Origin of the sequence: Buttiauxella sp. 3AFRM03, from assembly GCF_003675305.1 — a bacterium.
In the GTDB taxonomy this organism is placed as follows: Bacteria; Pseudomonadota; Gammaproteobacteria; order Enterobacterales; family Enterobacteriaceae; genus Buttiauxella; species Buttiauxella ferragutiae.
Window position 1 is genome coordinate 5,141,836 of sequence record NZ_CP033076.1, and the last position, 17,239, is coordinate 5,159,074.

Here is a 17,239-nt window from a genome sequence, read left to right on the forward strand (position 1 = left end):
ATGAGCACCTTCATCACCGAAGATTGGCTACGGGCAAACCACACGCTCAGCGAAGGCAGCGAAATCCGTCTGCCGGTTGACAGCCGCATGACGCCCTCGGCCCGCGAACTGATTGACGCTCGCCATCTGCTGGTGAAATTCCAGGATGACGAGGGTCGCCTGTTTGTTGAAGAGCAAGAACAATTGCAGCCGGTACATGGTTTGACAAGTGAACCCGCCGCACAGGTTGCACATTGTGAGTTGTGCAAGCAACACGTGCAGGAAAAGCCTGACACGTTAACCCACCTGAATGCGCAAGTGATGGTGGCGAAAAATGATCCTCGTCTGGCGTTTCGTGCCAGCCTGGACAGCTCGATTGCTACAGCGGTATGGCTGCAAACAGAGTTCGATAAATCCGCCGCACTGTGGCTTGCGGATATCCGTTCCCTACTGGGCAATATCATGCGTGCCGATGCACTGGAAAAAGCGCTACCCGAGCAGCAAATCGTCGGCTTATCGGCGGATGATTTACACCGTTTATCGCACCAACCACTGAAATACCTTGGGCACGATCATCTGGTTCCCGACGCGGCTCATGGGCGCGATGTGGCACTGCTTAATCTGTTACGCACAAGTATTCGTGAAAGCGAAATCTGTGCAGCGCAGGTGTTTATCGGCGTGGATTACCACGTGCAAAAAGCCGATTTATTGCAGGCGCTTAATCGCCTCTCCAGCGCGGTTTATGTGTTGATGATCTTGTGTCTGAAAAAAGAGTGGCCGGATGCGAAAACACTGCAACGACGTTTAGCCGGAGGCACTCATGCTGCTTGAACGTTGTCGTCGCCAGGCACAAAACCAGCCTAAGCGCGTGGTTTTCCCGGATGCACAAGATGCCCGGGTTATCGAAGCGGCGCACTACTTACAGCATTACGGCCTGGCGCAACCTATTTTACTGGCGAATCCGTTTGCCTTGCGCCATTTCGCTCTGACCGCGGGGTTACCGCTTGACGGGCTACAGATTATTGACCCGGCGATGTCACAGGCCTGGCTGACGCAGTTTCAACAGCAGCTTACGCAGCGTCTCGGCGACAAAACGCCAGATGACGCAGCCGTGCGCTTACGTGACCCGCTGTGGTTTGCGGCGGCGATGGTTCAGGCCGGTAAAGCGGATCTGTGTATCGCCGGGAATATTTCATCGACTGCCGCGGTTTTGCGGGCGGGGCTGAAAGTCATCGGCCTGCAGGCGGGGGTGAAAACGCTGTCATCGCTGTTTCTGATGTTGCCGCCGGAAGGTGAGCGGATGCTGGGTTTTGCAGATTGCAGCGTGGTGCCACAACCCACGGCGGCACAGCTTGCTGATATTGCTATCAGCAGCGCGCAAAGCTGGGAAGCCATTACCGGGCAAACTGCTCGAGTCGCTATGTTGTCGTTTTCGACCAATGGTAGCGCCAGACACCCGTGTGTCGCGACGGTACAGCAGGCGACGGACATGGTGCGTGAACGAGCTCCGGATTTGTGTGTGGACGGTGAACTGCAATTTGACGCGGCATTTGTTCCCCAGGTCGCGGCACAAAAAGCGCCAGAAAGTGAGCTGGCAGGGCAGGCCAACGTATTGGTTTTCCCGTCGCTTGAGGCGGGCAACATCGGCTACAAGATTGCCCAACGCTTAGGAGGGTTCCGCGCGCTAGGTCCATTGATTCAAGGGCTAAATGCACCCTTGCACGATCTTTCTCGTGGTTGCAGTACGCGGGAAATTGTTGAATTGGTGTTGGTCGCTCAAACCACCCTCACCCCAACCCTCTCCCTGAGGGAGAGGGAGGAAACGGCCTGATCCCCTTTCCTGGGGGAGAGGGAGGAAACGGCCTGATCCCCTTTCCTGGGGGAGAGGGAGGAAACGGCCTGATCCCCTTTCCTGGGGGAGAGGGAGGAAACGGCCTGATCCCCTTTCCTGGGGGAGAGGGAGGAAACAGTCTGATCCCCTCTCCTGGGGGAGAGGGTTAGGGTGAGGGCGAACATGAAGGCGAGCAGTGAAACGAAACAAAACAAGACTTTTAACCGAGTGAGAGGAAATAAATCATGGAAGCACTAGGACTGATCGAAACCAGAGGTTTGGTTGCTGTGATTGAAGCATCGGACGCAATGGTCAAAGCGGCTCGCGTCAAACTGGTAGGTGTAAAACAAATCGGCGGTGGGCTGGTAACAGCCATGGTTCGTGGTGATGTGGCGGCCTGTAAAGCCGCGACAGATGCCGGGGCTGCCGCCGCTCAGCGTATTGGTGAACTGGTCTCCGTTCACGTCATTCCACGCCCACATGGTGATTTGGAAGAAGTTTTCCCAATTGGCCTGGGTAGCGACAAAACGATCGACTGATCGTCGGTGACGTCATCCCCGGACGTCACCCTTCTTTAATCTAATTATCTGGCAGCCTCAGGGCGGCACGGGATAGTTGTACCTGAATGTTGTCCGGAGGCGAGCATGAAGCTAGCTATGGTCGTAGGTCAAATCGTTTGCACAGTCCGCCATAGCGAGCTGGCACACGACAAATTACTGATGGTGGAGATGATTAATCGCCAGGGTGAACCGAGCGGCGAATGTGCAATAGCCACTGACAGCATTGGTGCCGGAAACGGTGATTGGGTGTTATTGGTGGGCGGCAGCTCCGCCCGCCGGGCACACCACAGTGAAGCCTCTCCTGTCGACATGTGCGTGATAGGCATTGTCGATGAAGTGGTCATGGATAGAGAAATCATCTTCCATAAATAGTGAGGGTTGAACGACATGGACAGGCAGCAAATTGAACAGGTGGTAAAGGCGGTACTCGCAGGCATGGCGGTGAACACCACAGCAGAATCCACTGCGAAACCCTGCGGTGCGGGTGTTTTTGTCTCACTTGACGACGCGGTTCAGGCGGCTAATGTCGCCCAAAAATCTTTGACCAGCGTAGCGATGCGTCAAAAAGCCGTTGCGGCCATCCGCCTTGCGGGTGAACAACATGCACAACCGCTTGCGGAAATGGCGGTAGCGGAAACCGGAATGGGGCGTGTCGCCGATAAATGCGCCAAGAATATTGCTCAGGCGCGCGGCACACCTGGTGTTGAATGCCTGACTCCGCAAGTGCTGACGGGTGATAACGGCCTGACGCTTATCGAAAATGCACCGTGGGGGGTTGTCGCCTCGGTGACTCCGTCAACCAACCCTGCCGCCACCATCATTAATAATGCGATCAGCATGATTTCAGCCGGCAATAGCGTGGTGTTTGCTCCACATCCGGCGGCCAAAAAAGTCTCACAGCAAACCATTACCTGGCTTAACGAAGCGATTGTCGCGGCAGGTGGCCCGGCGAATTTACTGGTGACCGTGGTTAATCCTGATATTGAAACCGCGCAACGCTTATTCAAATTCCCTGGCATCGGTTTGCTGGTGGTTACGGGCGGCGAAGCGGTGGTAGAAGCCGCGCGCAAACACACCAATAAACGCCTGATTGCTGCCGGTGCGGGCAACCCGCCAGTGGTGGTGGACGAAACTGCCGACATTTCTCGTGCGGCAAAATCCATCGTGCAGGGCGCATCGTTTGATAACAACATCATCTGCGCAGATGAAAAAGTGCTGATTGTGGTGGCAAGCGTAGCAGATGCGCTGCTCGAAGAAATGCAGCGCCATCACGCCGTGTTACTCAGCAATGCGCAGGCAGAACAACTTCAGCCGGTGTTGCTTAAAAATGTCGATGAGCACGGAAAAGGGCAAGTCAGCCGCGATTGGGTCGGGCGTGATGCGGCGAAAATTGCCGCGGCCATCGGCCTTAACGTGGCACCTGAAACACGCTTGCTGCTGGTCGAAACCACGGCGCGCCATCCGTTTGCCGTCACCGAAATGATGATGCCAGTGCTGCCGATGATTCGAGTGGCAAACGTCAGCGAAGCCATTGCTTTGGCGGTGAAACTGGAAGGCGGTTGCCACCACACCGCGGCGATGCACTCACGCAATATCGAAAATATGAACGCGATGGCCAATGCCATCGACACCAGTATTTTCGTTAAAAACGGCCCTTGTATTGCCGGGCTGGGGCTGGGCGGTGAAGGCTGGACCTCGATGACCATCACCACGCCAACCGGCGAAGGCGTGACGTCGGCCAGAACCTTTGTGCGCCTGCGTCGCTGTGTACTGGTCGATGCTTTCCGCATCGTATAAGGAGCTTGTCATGTCACGTACCGAACAGACCTGGCTCAACGACCGTTTAAGTCATGCTGCTTTGCTGTGCAACGGGCAACCCGATGCTGCGCAACAACCACTGTGGTTGGGTATCGATCTGGGCACTTGCGATGTGGTGTCACTGGTTGTGGATAGTGACTGCCAGCCAGTTGCGGTCTGCCTGGACTGGGCCGATGTGGTGCGTGACGGCATCGTGTGGGATTTCTTTGGTGCGGTGCAAATCGTGCGCCGTCACCTCGACACGCTGGAACAACAGTTGGGATTTCGTTTTACCCATGCTGCGACCTCATTTCCACCAGGCACCGATCCGCGCATTTCCGTCAATGTGCTGGAATCCGCCGGGCTGGAAGTCAGCCGTGTGCTGGATGAACCGACAGCCGTCGCCGATATGCTGCAACTCGACAAAGCCGCCGTGGTGGATATTGGCGGTGGCACCACGGGCATTGCGGTGGTGGCGCAAGGGCAAGTGATTTACTCCGGCGACGAAGCGACCGGTGGGCACCACATTTCCCTGACGCTGGCCGGTAATCGGCGCATCGCGCTGGAAGAAGCGGAACAGATGAAGCGCGGCAGCGATGCGACTCTCTGGCCGGTGGTTCGCCCGGTATACGAAAAAATGGCCGATATCGTGGCGCGCCACATTGAAGGTTACGACATTGAACACCTCTGGCTGGCGGGCGGTTCCTGTATGCAGCCCGGTGTGGAAGGGTTGTTCCAACAGTCTTTCCCTGGTGTCACGGTGCGGCTACCGCCACATTCAATATTCATGACCCCACTCGCCATCGCGGTTTGTGGCATGACAGAAGTGGAGGGTGCTCATGCGCAGTGAAGAAATGCAGTCCGCGCTGTATCAGGCGCTGGACATGATGAATGCCCGCAACGTGCGCGAGTTTTCTGTTCCCCCCGCCACGTTTATGGGGCCGGGTGCGGTGGCTCGTTGTGGCGAAGCATTACGCGAGCGTGGCATTAACCGCCCTTTGTTGATGGTCGATGGCATGTTGCATGGTGCCGGAATGACCGAAGTGCTGGAGCGCAATCTCAGGCACAGCGGCATTGATTACGAAGTCTGGCCTTGCCCGCCGGGTGAACCTGTCGACCGCGACATTGGTGCCGCCGTTGAGCAAATCGCCCGTTGCCAGTGCGATGGCATTATCGCCCTCGGTGGCGGCTCCGTTCTGGATGCCGCCAAAGTGGTCGCGGTGATTGCCACCAATCCTGACTTAGCCCTCGACAATCTTGTGGCAGGCACTCGTCTGAATCGCCGCTTGCCGTTTATTGCTATCCCGACGACTTCAGGTACCGGTTCGGAAGCCACTAATGTCGCGGTGATTATTGCGGCACAAACGCACCGTAAACAGGTGCTGGTTCACGCCATGCTGATACCCGACCTGGCGATTATTGATGCCTGCCTGACGTTAGGTGTCCCGGCTCATATCACCGCCGCCACCGGAATCGACGCATTAACGCACGCGATTGAAGCCTACGTGGCAAGCAATGGCACACCGCTCACTCGAGGACTTGCTTATCGCGCCATTAGTAGCATCGGCCAGGCTTTACCGCTGGCGGTTGGGCAAGGGCATGATTTAGCCGCACGTGAAGCGATGATGCTGGCCTCTTACATGGCGGGCATGGCGTTTTCCAACGCGGGACTAGGTTTATGCCACGCCAGTGCGCATCAGATTGGCGCGGCGTATGGCATCCCCCATGGCAAAGCTAACGCCATCATGTTGCCCGCCGTGATGAAATTTAACCAACTGGTATGCAAAAGCACCTACGGAGAAATTGGCCACGCGCTGACAGGGAAATCTTGCGCGGCCAGCGAGACTATCGCCTGCGTTGAACACCTCATTAACGAACTAGGACTTGGTTGCGGATTACGTGCAGCAGGAGGCTGCGAAACTGACTTTGCCAACTTCGCTCGTGCGGCACTGAGCGACATCTGTATTACCACCAATCCACGCACTGTGACGGAAGCCCAGATTATTGAGCTGTATCAGGACGCCTGAACGGACATGACACCCGCCTGCCAGCAGGCGATGAAGGAGAAGGGATATGGGAATTAACGACATTATCATGTACATCATGATGATTTTTATGCTAATTGCCGCCGTTGACCGGGTATTCACCCAGTTTGGCGGTTCAGAAAAAATCCTCGGTTTTATTGGGCTAGGCAAACTCGGGAAAAGTATTTCCGGTTCCGGTGGCCAGTTCGAAGAAGGTTTTATGGCAATGGGTGCGCTGGGGTTGGCAATGGTCGGGATGACGGCGCTGGCACCGGTTCTGGCTTACTTGCTTGGCCCGGTGATTATCCCGGTCTATGAAATGCTTGGCGCCAACCCGTCGATGTTTGCCGGAACCTTGCTGGCTTGCGATATGGGCGGTTTCTTCCTTGCTAAAGAACTTGCTGGTGGGGATGTCGCCGCCTGGATGTATTCGGGGCTTATTCTAGGCTCAATGATGGGGCCAACCATTGTGTTCTCGATTCCGGTGGCGTTGGGCATTATCGAGCCTTCCGACCGGCGTTATCTTGCATTGGGCGTGTTGGCAGGGATTGTCACTATTCCTATCGGTTGTATTGCCGGTGGGCTGGTGGCGATGTATTCCGGTGTTGAAGTGAACGGGCAACCGATTGAATTCACCATGAGCTTGATTCTACTCAATATGATCCCGGTGATAATCGTCGCAGTGCTGGTGGCGCTGGGGCTGAAGTTCATCCCGGAAAAAATGATCAACGGTTTCCAGATTTTCGCCAAAATTCTGGTCGCCCTTATCACCATTGGCCTGGCGGCCGCAGTGGTGAAATTCCTTGTCGGCTGGACCATCATTCCAGGGCTTGATCCTATCTTCATGAGCGAGGGTGACAAACCTGGCGAAGTGATGCGCGCCATCGAAGTGATTGGCTCGATCTCTTGCGTGTTGCTGGGCGCTTATCCGATGGTTCTGCTGCTGACTCGTTGGTTTGAAAAACCGCTGATGAGTGTCGGCAATCTGCTGAAAATCAATAATATTGCGGCGGGTGGCATGGTGGCGACACTGGCCAATAACATCCCTATGTACGGCATGATGAAGAACATGGATGCGCGCGGCAAAGTCATCAACTGCGCGTTTGCGGTGTCGGCGGCTTTCGCGCTCGGTGACCATCTGGGCTTCGCGGCAGCCAACATGGCACCGATGATCTTCCCAATGATCGTCGGCAAATTGGTGGGTGGCGTGACGGCGATTGGCGTTGCCATGATGCTGGTACCGAAAGAAGAAAATACTCCGGCTGCGGTGGAATCAGCGGAGGCGCAATCGTGAAAATCCGCGAACTCCTGAGCGTTGGCATTGATGTTGGTACCACCACTACGCAGGTGATTTTCTCCTGCCTGGCGTTGGTCAACCGGGCTGCGATTTCGCAGGTGCCGCGCTATGAGTTCGTGAAACGTGAAATCACCTGGCAAAGCCCGGTGTTTTTCACCCCGGTTGATGTCGATGGGCATCTGCGCGAAGCCGAGCTGTTAACGCTTATCCTCGCGCAGTATCAGGCCGCAGGTATTGCACCTGAAGCGATTGATTCCGGCGCCATTATTATTACCGGCGAAACCGCCAAAACCCGTAATGCACGGCCTGCCGTGCTCGCGCTCGCACAACAGCTTGGCGATTTTGTCGTCGCTACCGCAGGTCCGCATCTTGAGTCGGTGATTGCCGGTTACGGTTCTGGTGCGCAGGCACTCTCACAACGCCAGCTAAACCGGGTGATGAATATCGACATCGGTGGTGGCACCGCCAACTACGTGCTGTTCGAAGGTGGCAAGGTGGTGGCGTCAGCTTGCCTGAATGTCGGCGGGCGGCTGTTTGAAACCGATACCCACGGCAACGTCACTTTTATCCATCAGCCAGGCAAGTGGATTGCTGACGAGCTATTCGGCGAAGGCCAACACTCGCTGACAACCGCACAGCTTGAAGCCGTTGCCGACCGCATGGCGCAACTGCTTTTTGAAGTGATAACCGGCGATATTTCACCGCTGGCGCAGCGTTTATTAATGACCGATACGCTGTCTGGCGGGAAAGCTGCGGACGTGATTACGCTGTCTGGCGGAGTGGGGGAATGCTATCGCCAGCCGCCAGCCAACCCCTTTGAATTCGGTGATATTGGGCCGCTGCTGGCACAGGCGATTCATCGCCACAGCGGGTTTTCCACACTCCCGGTGCAAGTTCCTGAGCAAACCGTGCGTGCCACCGTCATTGGTGCCGGTGCGCATACGCTTTCGCTTTCCGGAAGCACCATCTGGCTTGATGAGCTGACCCTACCGCTGCGCAACATTCCGGTTGTTCATCCTATCGGCCACGACGACCTGGCTTTGAGCTGGCAACAGGCTTTGGCGCTGATGGATCTCAACGCGACACAAGACTGTTACGCCCTGGCGGTGCCGTCTGAATTACCAACCTGTTATGCAACCGTACAGCAAGTGATTGATGCACTGAATATTTTCAACCAGCGTTTTCCCTGTTCACAGCCGCTGATTGTGGTAGCGGAGCAGGATCTGGGCAAAGCGTTGGGAATGCTGCTTTATCCGCAAATGAAGCAGCGCAAAGTTGCGGTGATCGACGAAGTGGTCACCCGTACTGGCGATTATATCGATATTGGTTTGCCACTGTTTGACGGGGCTGTCGTTCCGGTAACCATTAAATCGCTCGCCTTTCCTTCCTGAGGGATCGACACAATGAAATTAAAAACCACGTTGTTTGGGCAAGTTTATCAGTTCAAGGATGTTAAAGAAGTGCTGGCGAAAGCCAACGAACTGCGTTCCGGTGATGTGCTGGCAGGCGTTGCCGCACAGAGTTCGCAGGAACGTGTGGCGGCAAAACAGGTGTTGTCTGAGATGACGGTGGCGGATATCCGCATGAACCCAGTTATCGCTTACGAAGACGACTGCGTGACGCGCATTATTCAGGATGACATCAACGAAACTTCCTATGCCCGGATTAAAAACTGGAGCATTAGCGAGCTGCGTGAATACATCCTTAGCGATGAAACCAGCGTTGATGACATTGCGTTCTTGCGCAAAGGCATCAGTTCTGAAGTGGTGGCTGCGGTGGCAAAAATCTGCTCGAACGCAGATTTAGTCTATGGCGGCAAAAAAATGCCGGTCATCAAAAAAGCCAACACTACCATTGGCTTACCCGGCACGTTCAGCGCACGCCTGCAACCGAACGATACCCGCGATGATGTGCGCAGCATTGAGGCACAAATTTACGAAGGGCTGTGTTTCGGTGTGGGCGATGCTGTCATTGGGGTTAACCCGGTGACCGACGATGTTGGCAACTTAACCCGCGTGCTCGACACCATTTACAGCGTTATCGACAAGTACTCCATTCCGACGCAAGGCTGCGTACTGGCGCACGTCACCACACAAATTGAGGCGATTAAACGCGGCGCACCTGGCGGGCTTATCTTCCAGAGTATTTGTGGCAGCGAGAAGGGGCTGAAGGAATTTGGCGTCGAGCTCGCCATGCTGGACGAAGCGCGCGCGGTAGGTGCGGAGTTCAACCGTATTGCCGGAGAAAACTGCCTGTACTTCGAAACCGGGCAGGGGTCGGCATTGTCTGCCGGAGCCAACTTTGGTGCAGACCAGGTGACGATGGAAGCGCGAAATTACGGTCTGGCGCGCCATTACGATCCGTTTATCGTCAACACCGTTGTCGGCTTTATTGGGCCGGAATATCTCTATAACGACCGCCAGATTATCCGCGCCGGTCTGGAAGACCACTTTATGGGCAAGCTCAGCGGCATCTCAATGGGCTGTGACTGCTGCTACACCAACCACGCGGATGCGGACCAAAACCTCAATGAAAACCTGATGATCTTGCTGGCGACCGCCGGGTGTAACTACATCATGGGCATGCCGCTTGGCGATGACATCATGCTGAATTATCAAACTACGGCCTTCCACGATACCGCCACTGTGCGTCAGTTGTTGAACCTGCGGCCTTCGCCGGAGTTTGAGGCATGGCTGGAAACCATGGGGTTGATGGCAAATGGCCGTTTAACTTCACGGGCGGGCGACCCGTCGTTGTTCTTCTGAAATCATCAGGGAAATCATCATGGATCAAAAACAGATTGAAGAAATTGTACGCAGCATTCTGGCAAACATGGATACACCGGAAAATGCAGTACCGCCTGTGCAGGCCGCTTCCCCAACCACGCCTGCCGCAACGACTACGGCTGAAGAAAGCTGTAGCGTCGATTTAGGTTCTGTTGAGGCGAAAATGTGGATTGGTGTGCAGAACCCGCATCGCGCAGATGTGCTGGAAGAATTGCGCCATAGCACGGTTGCCCGTGTGTGTACGGGGCGTGCTGGCCCGCGTCCGCGTACTCAGGCGTTGCTACGTTTCCTGGCCGACCATTCCCGTTCCAAGGATACCGTTCTCAAAGAAGTGCCAGCCGAATGGGTGCAGCAACAGGGTTTGCTGGAGCTGCAATCAGAAATCAGCGACAAAAACCTATACCTGACCCGCCCGGATTTAGGGCGCCGTCTGAGTGCGAATGCTATCGAATTGCTGCGCACCAGCTGTAAGCAAAACCCGGATGTTCAGGTGGTTATCTCCGACGGGCTTTCAACCGATGCGATAACCGCCAACTACGGCGAGATTTTACCGCCACTGCTACAGGGGCTGGAACAGTCTGGTCTGCATGTCGGCACGCCTTTCTTCGTGCGTTACGGGCGCGTGAAGATAGAAGACCAAATCGGCGAGCTGTTAGGTGCGAAAGTGGTGATTTTACTGGTCGGCGAACGACCAGGGCTTGGGCAATCTGAAAGCTTGTCTTGCTACGCCGTGTATTCACCAAAAACAGCCACCACGGTTGAAGCCGACCGTACCTGCATTTCCAACATTCACCGGGGTGGCACACCGCCAGTAGAAGCGGCTGCCGTCATTGTCGAACTTGCAAAACGTATGCTGGCGCAGAAAGCGTCGGGCATCAACCTGACTCGTTAAAGGGAGCGATATCATGCCAGCTTTAGATTTGATTAAACCGAATGTGAAAGCGATGCGGGTTATCGCCAACGTGAGCGAAGGATTTGCCCGCCAGTTGAAATTGCCTTCCCATATTCGTAGCCTGGGTTTGATTACTGCCGATTCCGATGATGTAACCTATATCGCAGCCGACGAAGCGACTAAACAGGCACAGGTTGAAGTGGTATTTGGCCGTTCATTGTACGCAGGTGCTGCACATGGTCCATCGCCAACAGCCGGGGAAGTGCTGATTATGCTGGGTGGGCCGAATCCGGCGGAAGTGCGCGCCGGGCTGGATTCCATGCTTGCCACTATCGAACAAGGACCAGCATTCCAGTGGGCCAACGATGCAGAAGATACCGCGTTTTTGGCACATTTAATTTCCCGTACAGGGTCGTATCTTTCGACTACCGCCGGAATTTTGCTGGGTGACCCAATGGCTTATCTGGTTGCGCCGCCGCTGGAAGCCACCTTTGGCATTGATGCTGCGCTGAAATCTGCTGATGTGAGCATTGTTACCTACGTGCCGCCGCCATCGGAAACCAACTACTCCGCGGCGTTTATGACTGGTAGCCAGGCTGCATGTAAAGCCGCCTGTAATGCCTTTAGCGAAGCGGTGCTTGAGATAGCACGTAACCCAATCCAGCGCGCGTAGGGGGCCAATAATGAACTCTCTCGGCTTACTGGAAGTTTACGGTTTGGTGGCGGGTATCGACGCTGCAGATGCGATGCTAAAAGCGGCAAACGTGCGTTTACTCAGCCACGAAGTGCTCAACCCTGGCATGGTGACGCTGGTTGTCGAAGGTGACCTCGCGGCCTGTCGCGCTGCGCTGGATGCGGGGTCTGCTGCTGCCAGCCGCACCGGGCGAGTCATTAGCCGTAAGGAACTGGGCCGCCCGGATGAAGATATCGAGCGGCTGGTTTGTGGGTTTGGGCGTAAACCTGCGGTTAAAAAACCGCAGTATACCCAACCACTGCTTGATGCCCTGGAAACTCAGGCGCATGGCATGACCGTCGGTGAAGTTGCGGCACATTTTAACTGGCCGCTTGAAGAAGCTAAAGCACAACTTGATGCGCTATTCCGTGACGGGAAATTGCGCAAACGTAGCAGCCGCTATCGTCTGAAGCCGGATTAGCGACGCAAGGAATCGCGTATGAGTAGCAAAATAAATGCTGACTTACACCATTTGCGTAAAACTGAGTACGCGCTGGACGAAAAAGTGATGCCTCTGATTGAAGAAGAGAGCGTACAACAGCGCGTCACTAAAGATGTGTATGAACATGCCTGCACCATAACGGCATGGCAGCAACTCTATGATCAGCTCCAGCCTGGGCATTTTCAGGGGGAGCTGACGGAGATGCTGCTGGATGATATTCAGATGTTTCGTGAATACACCAGTCTGGCGCTTCGTCAGTCGTGCATGGTATGGCCAAATGCTTTTTGGTTTGGCATACCTGCTACTCATGGTGAAAAGGGGTTTATCGGTTCCCAACTGCTGGGGAAGGAAGAGATCGCGGTCCGCCCTGGCGGGGCTGAATTTGAGCTGAGCACGCCAGACGAATACACCATTCTTGGGGTCGTCATCGCCAACGATGTGTTATTTCGTAACGCCGGGCTGTTTCATGAACCGGAAACACTGTTTAAGCTTTTGCTGAATAACTCTGCGCTGGATGTCTGCCAGCAGAAGAAAGAGACACTGTGGTGTTTTATCCATCATGCCCTGGCTCACGGCAGTATCGATCCGCAATCTATGCGTAATGAGAATGTACGCAAAGTGCTCACCCATAATCTGTTATCCGGGGTGAGTGAACTGCTGGAAAGTGCCCAGCCTGTCTCTTCTGAGGTAATCTCACGCAAAATCAGTTACCAAAAGTTGGTGTCGCAAGCGCGTGACTGCGTGCTAAGCCGCACGTCGGAACCGTTAACGGTGCTCGACCTTTGTAATGAACTGCACGTTAGCCGCCGTACTTTGCAAAATGGCTTCCAGGCGGTGCTGGGTATCGGCCCGAATGCGTGGTTAAAAACCCTGCGCCTGAATGCCGTCCGCCGTGAGTTGATAAGCCCATGGTCGACCTGGAGCACAGTGAAAGATGCCGCTATGCAATGGGGTTTCTGGCATCTGGGGCAGTTTGCGACGGACTATCAACGGCTGTTTCTTGAGAAACCTTCTGAGACGCTGCATTTGCGGCAACGGGATTTACAGTAAAGGGGGATTTTCAGCGCTGCTACTTTAAAACGAAAAAGAGCACAAAGAAAATGTCGGGTGACGCTGCGCTTACCCGACCTGGGAAATGCCGTTGTAGGGGGGATAAGCGCTAGCGTCATCCACCAGTTTTTCAGGCTACATTTGCAGTACGCAAAAAACGCGGCGTTTTTAAATCATCCACCAGTGCATTAACCAGCCTCATCAATAAACCATTCAGTTGTTGCATTGTCTTCAACGGTAGCGAGCGGCATAACAACGCTCGCGCAACAGCCAGGCAGTAATCACAAAGATCGTCGTTATCCGCAAGCCATTTCGCTTCGGGGAATTCAGACGGATCGTCAACCGATAATTGTTCAATACGTGCAGCGGATAATGGTTTATCCAGATTCTCTTTTATCGCTTCAATATGTGCATATACGTAATTGCACAGCGCTGCACATTCGGCTGGGTTTTCGCTATCGATTAATATATCGGTGAGTAATTCGCAGCGTTCGGCAAGATCGATAATGTCGAGGTTTTTGGTGTTAATTGAAATAGGTGTTAAGTAGTGAAGATAAGCAACCATTTCGGCGTCCTTTCTAACGAATGAATGATTAAAAGTGATTTTCCGTCAGTGTGCAGGACGCCAGGCCTGGCACCTGATTTCGCAGGTGCGTGGGTATATTATTGCTTTAAAAACGCATACGAAAGCGTGTGATTCAGATACTGGAAAGCCACTCGCAAAATATTTTTCTAAGCAAATTGAGTAATCTGTTAAGGTCATACGGCGGCCATAAAACATAAGGAAATCCAATGCGTCAGAGAGTTATCGTTTGCCCGATTATTGAAAATAATGGCGAAGTGTTGCTGTGTAAGATGGCGGACGATCGCGGTGTTTTTCCCGGCCAATGGGCGCTATCTGGCGGAGGAATGGAGCCTGGGGAGAAAATGGAAGAGGCGTTATTGCGCGAAATCCAGGAAGAGCTGGGGGCTGAGTTACAGATAACCCGCATCAAACCCTGGACCTTTGCGGATGATATTCGGGTAAAAACCTATGCTGATGGTAGCAAAGAAGAAATCTACATGATTTATCTGTTGTTCGATTGCATCAGCGCCAATCGCCAGGTCACTTTTAATGAAGAGTTTCAGGAAATCGCCTGGGTCAAACCGTCAGACTTGAACAACTATGATTTAAACGAAGCGACCAGAATCACCTTTACCAGGAAAGGATGGCTTTGACCGCTGTTTAACACTTCGCCGAAATAAGGAACGCGATGCGTAAACTACTCATCTGGCTGATTCTCACGGTGCTCTCTGGCGGCGGTGTGGTTATCTATGCGTTACATCAGCAGTATGAGGAACAAAGTGCGGAGTTTCGTATTTTGTACCGTGATATCACGGTTAAGCTTGCGCAAAATGATGTGATCCTCGCGCTGCTTTCGAACAGCAGCGACCCGAAAGTCGTGCAGCAAAAATTCCCCTATATTCTGCGCTGGCAAACACAGCCTCATGATCCTCCGCGGCCAGATATAAACCCAGCACGCGCCGGGACTTACTGGATAAATTCTCCGCAAGGCTCTCTGTTAATTGATTTACCCGGTTTACTGGCTGATTTTGTCCGTTCACAGAAGTTTCACCACTTTAGCCTGAGCTGGCAGGGAGCACCGCTTCTTACGCAAGGCGCAGAGGGAACTGACGACTGGTGGCGTTGGGAAAAACAGATTACCAGCCCATCTCAGCCATTAAGTCTGACAGTCACCAATAACCCTGACTGGCGAAATTTACCCTGGCTTTTAATGGTGCTGGCGGGCCTTTTCTGGGCGGTTGTTATCTACTTTTATAATCAGTACCAGAAGACAAAACGCCAACGCAATATTGCCGATTTACGTGCGCATTTCTCTGAGTTGTCACGGCTTAATGCGATGGGGGAAATAGCCGCAGGCATGGTGCATGAGCTGAATCAGCCGCTCACCGCCATTCTTAGTTATTCGCAAACCGCACAGCGCCTTATTGCACAACAACAGGCTGAAAAGGCGCTTCCACTGCTGGATGCCTCCGTTACCCAGACAAAACGCATTAGCGCGTTGCTGCGAACCTTCCGCGAGAAATTACACAGTGATGAACAGGCGTTGCAGCCTGTGGATTTGCGCCGGGTTTGTGAGCATGTGGTAACGCTGCTGGGCAATGAAATCCAGCGTGGCAAAGTCACCGTGATAAACAACATTCCTGATTCACTGCCACCGTTAATGGCGTCTCCACTTGGGATTGAACAGATATTCCATAATTTGCTCAACAATGCGATTCAGGCACAGCAGCAAATACCTGCGGGTAAAGCCTGGGTAAGAATCAATGCAAGTCAAAGTGAAAACAGTATTGTTTTAACCGTTACCGATGGCGGCCCAGGGCTTACGGAGCAGGCACTGGAGCAAGTATTTATGCCTTTCTTCACGACTCGAAAAGAAGGGCTGGGGTTAGGAATGGCGTTGACCGAAACGCTGGTACAACGGCTTAACGGCAGCATTCAGGCAGAAAATAGCCCCAATGGCGGAGCGTGTTTTACCCTGATATTTCCCTTTGCTCAACAGGAGGCATGATGGCGCAATGTATCTACCTAATTGATGACGATGAAGCGATACGCTTTTCGCTAAGCGCACTTCTGGCGACCATGGGATGGGAAACGAAGGTTTTTGAAAGCGTGCAGTGTTTTATGGAAGCAGAGCCTGATGTGCAAAACCTGAACGGTTGTTTACTGCTGGATATTCGCATGCCAGGAAAGTCAGGCATTACGTTGCTTGAGAACTGGCAGCAAATGGGGAGCACTTTGCCAATCATTATGATGACGGGTCACGGCAGTATCGATCTTTGCCGTCGTGCATTTAAAAATGGCGCGTTTGAGTTTCTTACCAAGCCAGTTGATGCAGATTTGCTGATTGAAACAGTGGGGGCGGCACTCGAACAACAGAAACTCAGCCAGCAACAGCGTGAAAATCAGGCCGATTTACAGGCGAAACTGGCGACTCTTTCTGCCCGCGAGCATGAAGTGATGGCGCTTATCATGCAGGGGAAATCGAACAAAGAGATGGCTCGCGATCTTTCGTTGTCACCGCGAACCGTGGAAGCGCACCGCGCGAGTTTGTTTGCCCGGCTAGAAATAAACTCGCTGGCGAAGCTGATTAAAATCTACGGTGGTTTAAAAGGAACTACGTAAAATTACCTGGTTTACCAGGTATTCGCCCGAATGGTTTCGCATCGCACGGTTGGTTACCTTAACTCTGGTAAATTAATCACTCCGAGTTGAGGGAAGAAACCATGAAAAAATCAATCTTGTTAGCGGCTGTTCTGTTCAGTGGTGCCGCAGCAATGCCTGCATTCGCCAGCAACGTGCTGAGCGAAAAGAACCTCTCACTCGAGTTTGCCGAAAAGCTCGCACAGAGCGCAATCCAGGCCTGTAGCGCTAAAAACTACAACGTGGCGGTAACGGTTGTTGACCGCGCGGGTGTGGTGAAAATTGTTAAACGCATGGATAACGCAGGTCCGCATACTGTAGAAGCCAGCCGTATGAAAGCATACACCGCGCTGACTACCAAAAATGCCACCGGTGATGTTATGAAGAGTGCGCAGGATAACGCCGGTGCGCAGAATATGCGTGATATCCCTGGCTTCTTATTATTGGGCGGTGGAGTTCCTGTCAAAGTCGATAACCAGACTATTGGCGCTATTGGTATTGGCGGCGCACCTGGCGGGCATTTGGATCAGCAATGTGCGGTTGACGCGCTCGAAGCAAATAAATCACTGCTCAATACTTCCGCTTAATAATCCATCCATTTTGTTTAAGTTGCAGGTCTATTATATAGCCTGCAACTTAAATT

Annotated in this window: 19 protein-coding genes; 18 read left to right on the forward strand and 1 reads right to left on the reverse strand. The window is 53.6% G+C overall.

What is annotated here, in order from left to right:
- From eutT to eutR, 14 genes are all read left to right on the forward strand, one after another.
- On the forward strand, nt 1-810 hold the full coding sequence (eutT, locus tag D8682_RS25600) for an ethanolamine utilization cob(I)yrinic acid a,c-diamide adenosyltransferase EutT (RefSeq protein WP_121815515.1): 810 nt from the start codon (nt 1-3) through the stop codon (nt 808-810).
- Nucleotides 800-1,810 carry a phosphate acetyltransferase gene (pta, locus tag D8682_RS25605; RefSeq protein WP_121815516.1) on the forward strand — a complete coding sequence of 337 codons (1,011 nt, stop codon included), beginning with the start codon at nt 800-802 and terminating at the stop codon, nt 1,808-1,810. The genes eutT and pta overlap by 11 nt, the downstream gene beginning before the upstream one ends.
- Before the next feature lie 245 nt (nt 1,811-2,055).
- Nucleotides 2,056-2,349: an ethanolamine utilization microcompartment protein EutM gene (eutM, locus tag D8682_RS25610; protein ID WP_034455942.1), complete on the forward strand. Its 294-nt coding sequence runs from the start codon at nt 2,056-2,058 to the stop codon at nt 2,347-2,349.
- Between the two features lie 105 nt (nt 2,350-2,454).
- Nucleotides 2,455-2,742, forward strand: coding sequence for an ethanolamine utilization microcompartment protein EutN (gene eutN, locus D8682_RS25615; RefSeq protein WP_064547470.1), 288 nt, complete (start codon nt 2,455-2,457; stop codon nt 2,740-2,742).
- Between the two features lie 15 nt (nt 2,743-2,757).
- On the forward strand, nt 2,758-4,167 hold the full coding sequence (locus D8682_RS25620; RefSeq protein ID WP_064547468.1) for an aldehyde dehydrogenase family protein: 1,410 nt from the start codon (nt 2,758-2,760) through the stop codon (nt 4,165-4,167).
- A gap of 10 nt (nt 4,168-4,177) precedes the next feature.
- A complete protein-coding gene (eutJ, locus tag D8682_RS25625; protein ID WP_121815517.1) occupies nt 4,178-5,017 on the forward strand; it encodes an ethanolamine utilization protein EutJ in 840 nt (279 codons plus the stop codon).
- Nucleotides 5,007-6,194, forward strand: a complete 1,188-nt coding sequence (locus D8682_RS25630) for an iron-containing alcohol dehydrogenase (protein WP_064547464.1) — start codon at nt 5,007-5,009, stop codon at nt 6,192-6,194. Before eutJ ends, D8682_RS25630 begins: the two co-directional genes overlap by 11 nt.
- A 46-nt stretch (nt 6,195-6,240) precedes the next feature.
- Nucleotides 6,241-7,485 carry an ethanolamine utilization protein EutH gene (gene eutH, locus D8682_RS25635; protein ID WP_064547462.1) on the forward strand — a complete coding sequence of 415 codons (1,245 nt, stop codon included), beginning with the start codon at nt 6,241-6,243 and terminating at the stop codon, nt 7,483-7,485.
- A complete protein-coding gene (gene eutA / locus D8682_RS25640; protein WP_121815518.1) occupies nt 7,482-8,879 on the forward strand; it encodes an ethanolamine ammonia-lyase reactivating factor EutA in 1,398 nt (465 codons plus the stop codon). The genes eutH and eutA overlap by 4 nt, the downstream gene beginning before the upstream one ends.
- Before the next feature lie 12 nt (nt 8,880-8,891).
- Nucleotides 8,892-10,253, forward strand: coding sequence for an ethanolamine ammonia-lyase subunit EutB (locus D8682_RS25645; RefSeq protein ID WP_064547459.1), 1,362 nt, complete (start codon nt 8,892-8,894; stop codon nt 10,251-10,253).
- 19 nt (nt 10,254-10,272) lie between these two features.
- On the forward strand, nt 10,273-11,166 hold the full coding sequence (gene eutC / locus D8682_RS25650; RefSeq protein WP_064547457.1) for an ethanolamine ammonia-lyase subunit EutC: 894 nt from the start codon (nt 10,273-10,275) through the stop codon (nt 11,164-11,166).
- Nucleotides 11,167-11,179: 13 nt separating this feature from the next.
- Complete coding sequence (eutL, locus tag D8682_RS25655; RefSeq protein ID WP_064547455.1) at nt 11,180-11,839, forward strand: ethanolamine utilization microcompartment protein EutL; 660 nt, start codon at nt 11,180-11,182, stop codon at nt 11,837-11,839.
- 7 nt (nt 11,840-11,846) lie between these two features.
- Complete coding sequence (gene eutK, locus D8682_RS25660; RefSeq protein ID WP_064547453.1) at nt 11,847-12,320, forward strand: ethanolamine utilization microcompartment protein EutK; 474 nt, start codon at nt 11,847-11,849, stop codon at nt 12,318-12,320.
- A gap of 18 nt (nt 12,321-12,338) precedes the next feature.
- Nucleotides 12,339-13,391, forward strand: coding sequence for an HTH-type transcriptional regulator EutR (gene eutR / locus D8682_RS25665; RefSeq protein ID WP_064547451.1), 1,053 nt, complete (start codon nt 12,339-12,341; stop codon nt 13,389-13,391).
- Between the two features lie 130 nt (nt 13,392-13,521).
- Here eutR and D8682_RS25670 read toward each other — a convergent pair whose 3' ends face one another.
- Nucleotides 13,522-13,956: a hypothetical protein gene (locus D8682_RS25670; RefSeq protein ID WP_121815519.1), complete on the reverse strand. Its 435-nt coding sequence runs from the start codon at nt 13,954-13,956 to the stop codon at nt 13,522-13,524.
- Nucleotides 13,957-14,183: 227 nt separating this feature from the next.
- Between D8682_RS25670 and nudI the strand changes: the two genes are divergently transcribed.
- From nudI to D8682_RS25690, 4 genes are all read left to right on the forward strand, one after another.
- Nucleotides 14,184-14,609 carry a nucleoside triphosphatase NudI gene (nudI, locus tag D8682_RS25675; protein WP_121815520.1) on the forward strand — a complete coding sequence of 142 codons (426 nt, stop codon included), beginning with the start codon at nt 14,184-14,186 and terminating at the stop codon, nt 14,607-14,609.
- Between the two features lie 35 nt (nt 14,610-14,644).
- Entirely contained in the window at nt 14,645-15,964 is a 1,320-nt protein-coding gene (locus D8682_RS25680) for a sensor histidine kinase (RefSeq protein ID WP_121815521.1), read from the forward strand.
- On the forward strand, nt 15,964-16,578 hold the full coding sequence (locus tag D8682_RS25685; protein ID WP_121815522.1) for a response regulator transcription factor: 615 nt from the start codon (nt 15,964-15,966) through the stop codon (nt 16,576-16,578). Before D8682_RS25680 ends, D8682_RS25685 begins: the two co-directional genes overlap by 1 nt.
- Before the next feature lie 101 nt (nt 16,579-16,679).
- Nucleotides 16,680-17,183, forward strand: a complete 504-nt coding sequence (locus tag D8682_RS25690) for a heme-binding protein (RefSeq protein ID WP_121815523.1) — start codon at nt 16,680-16,682, stop codon at nt 17,181-17,183.
- Nucleotides 17,184-17,239 lie beyond the last annotated feature (56 nt).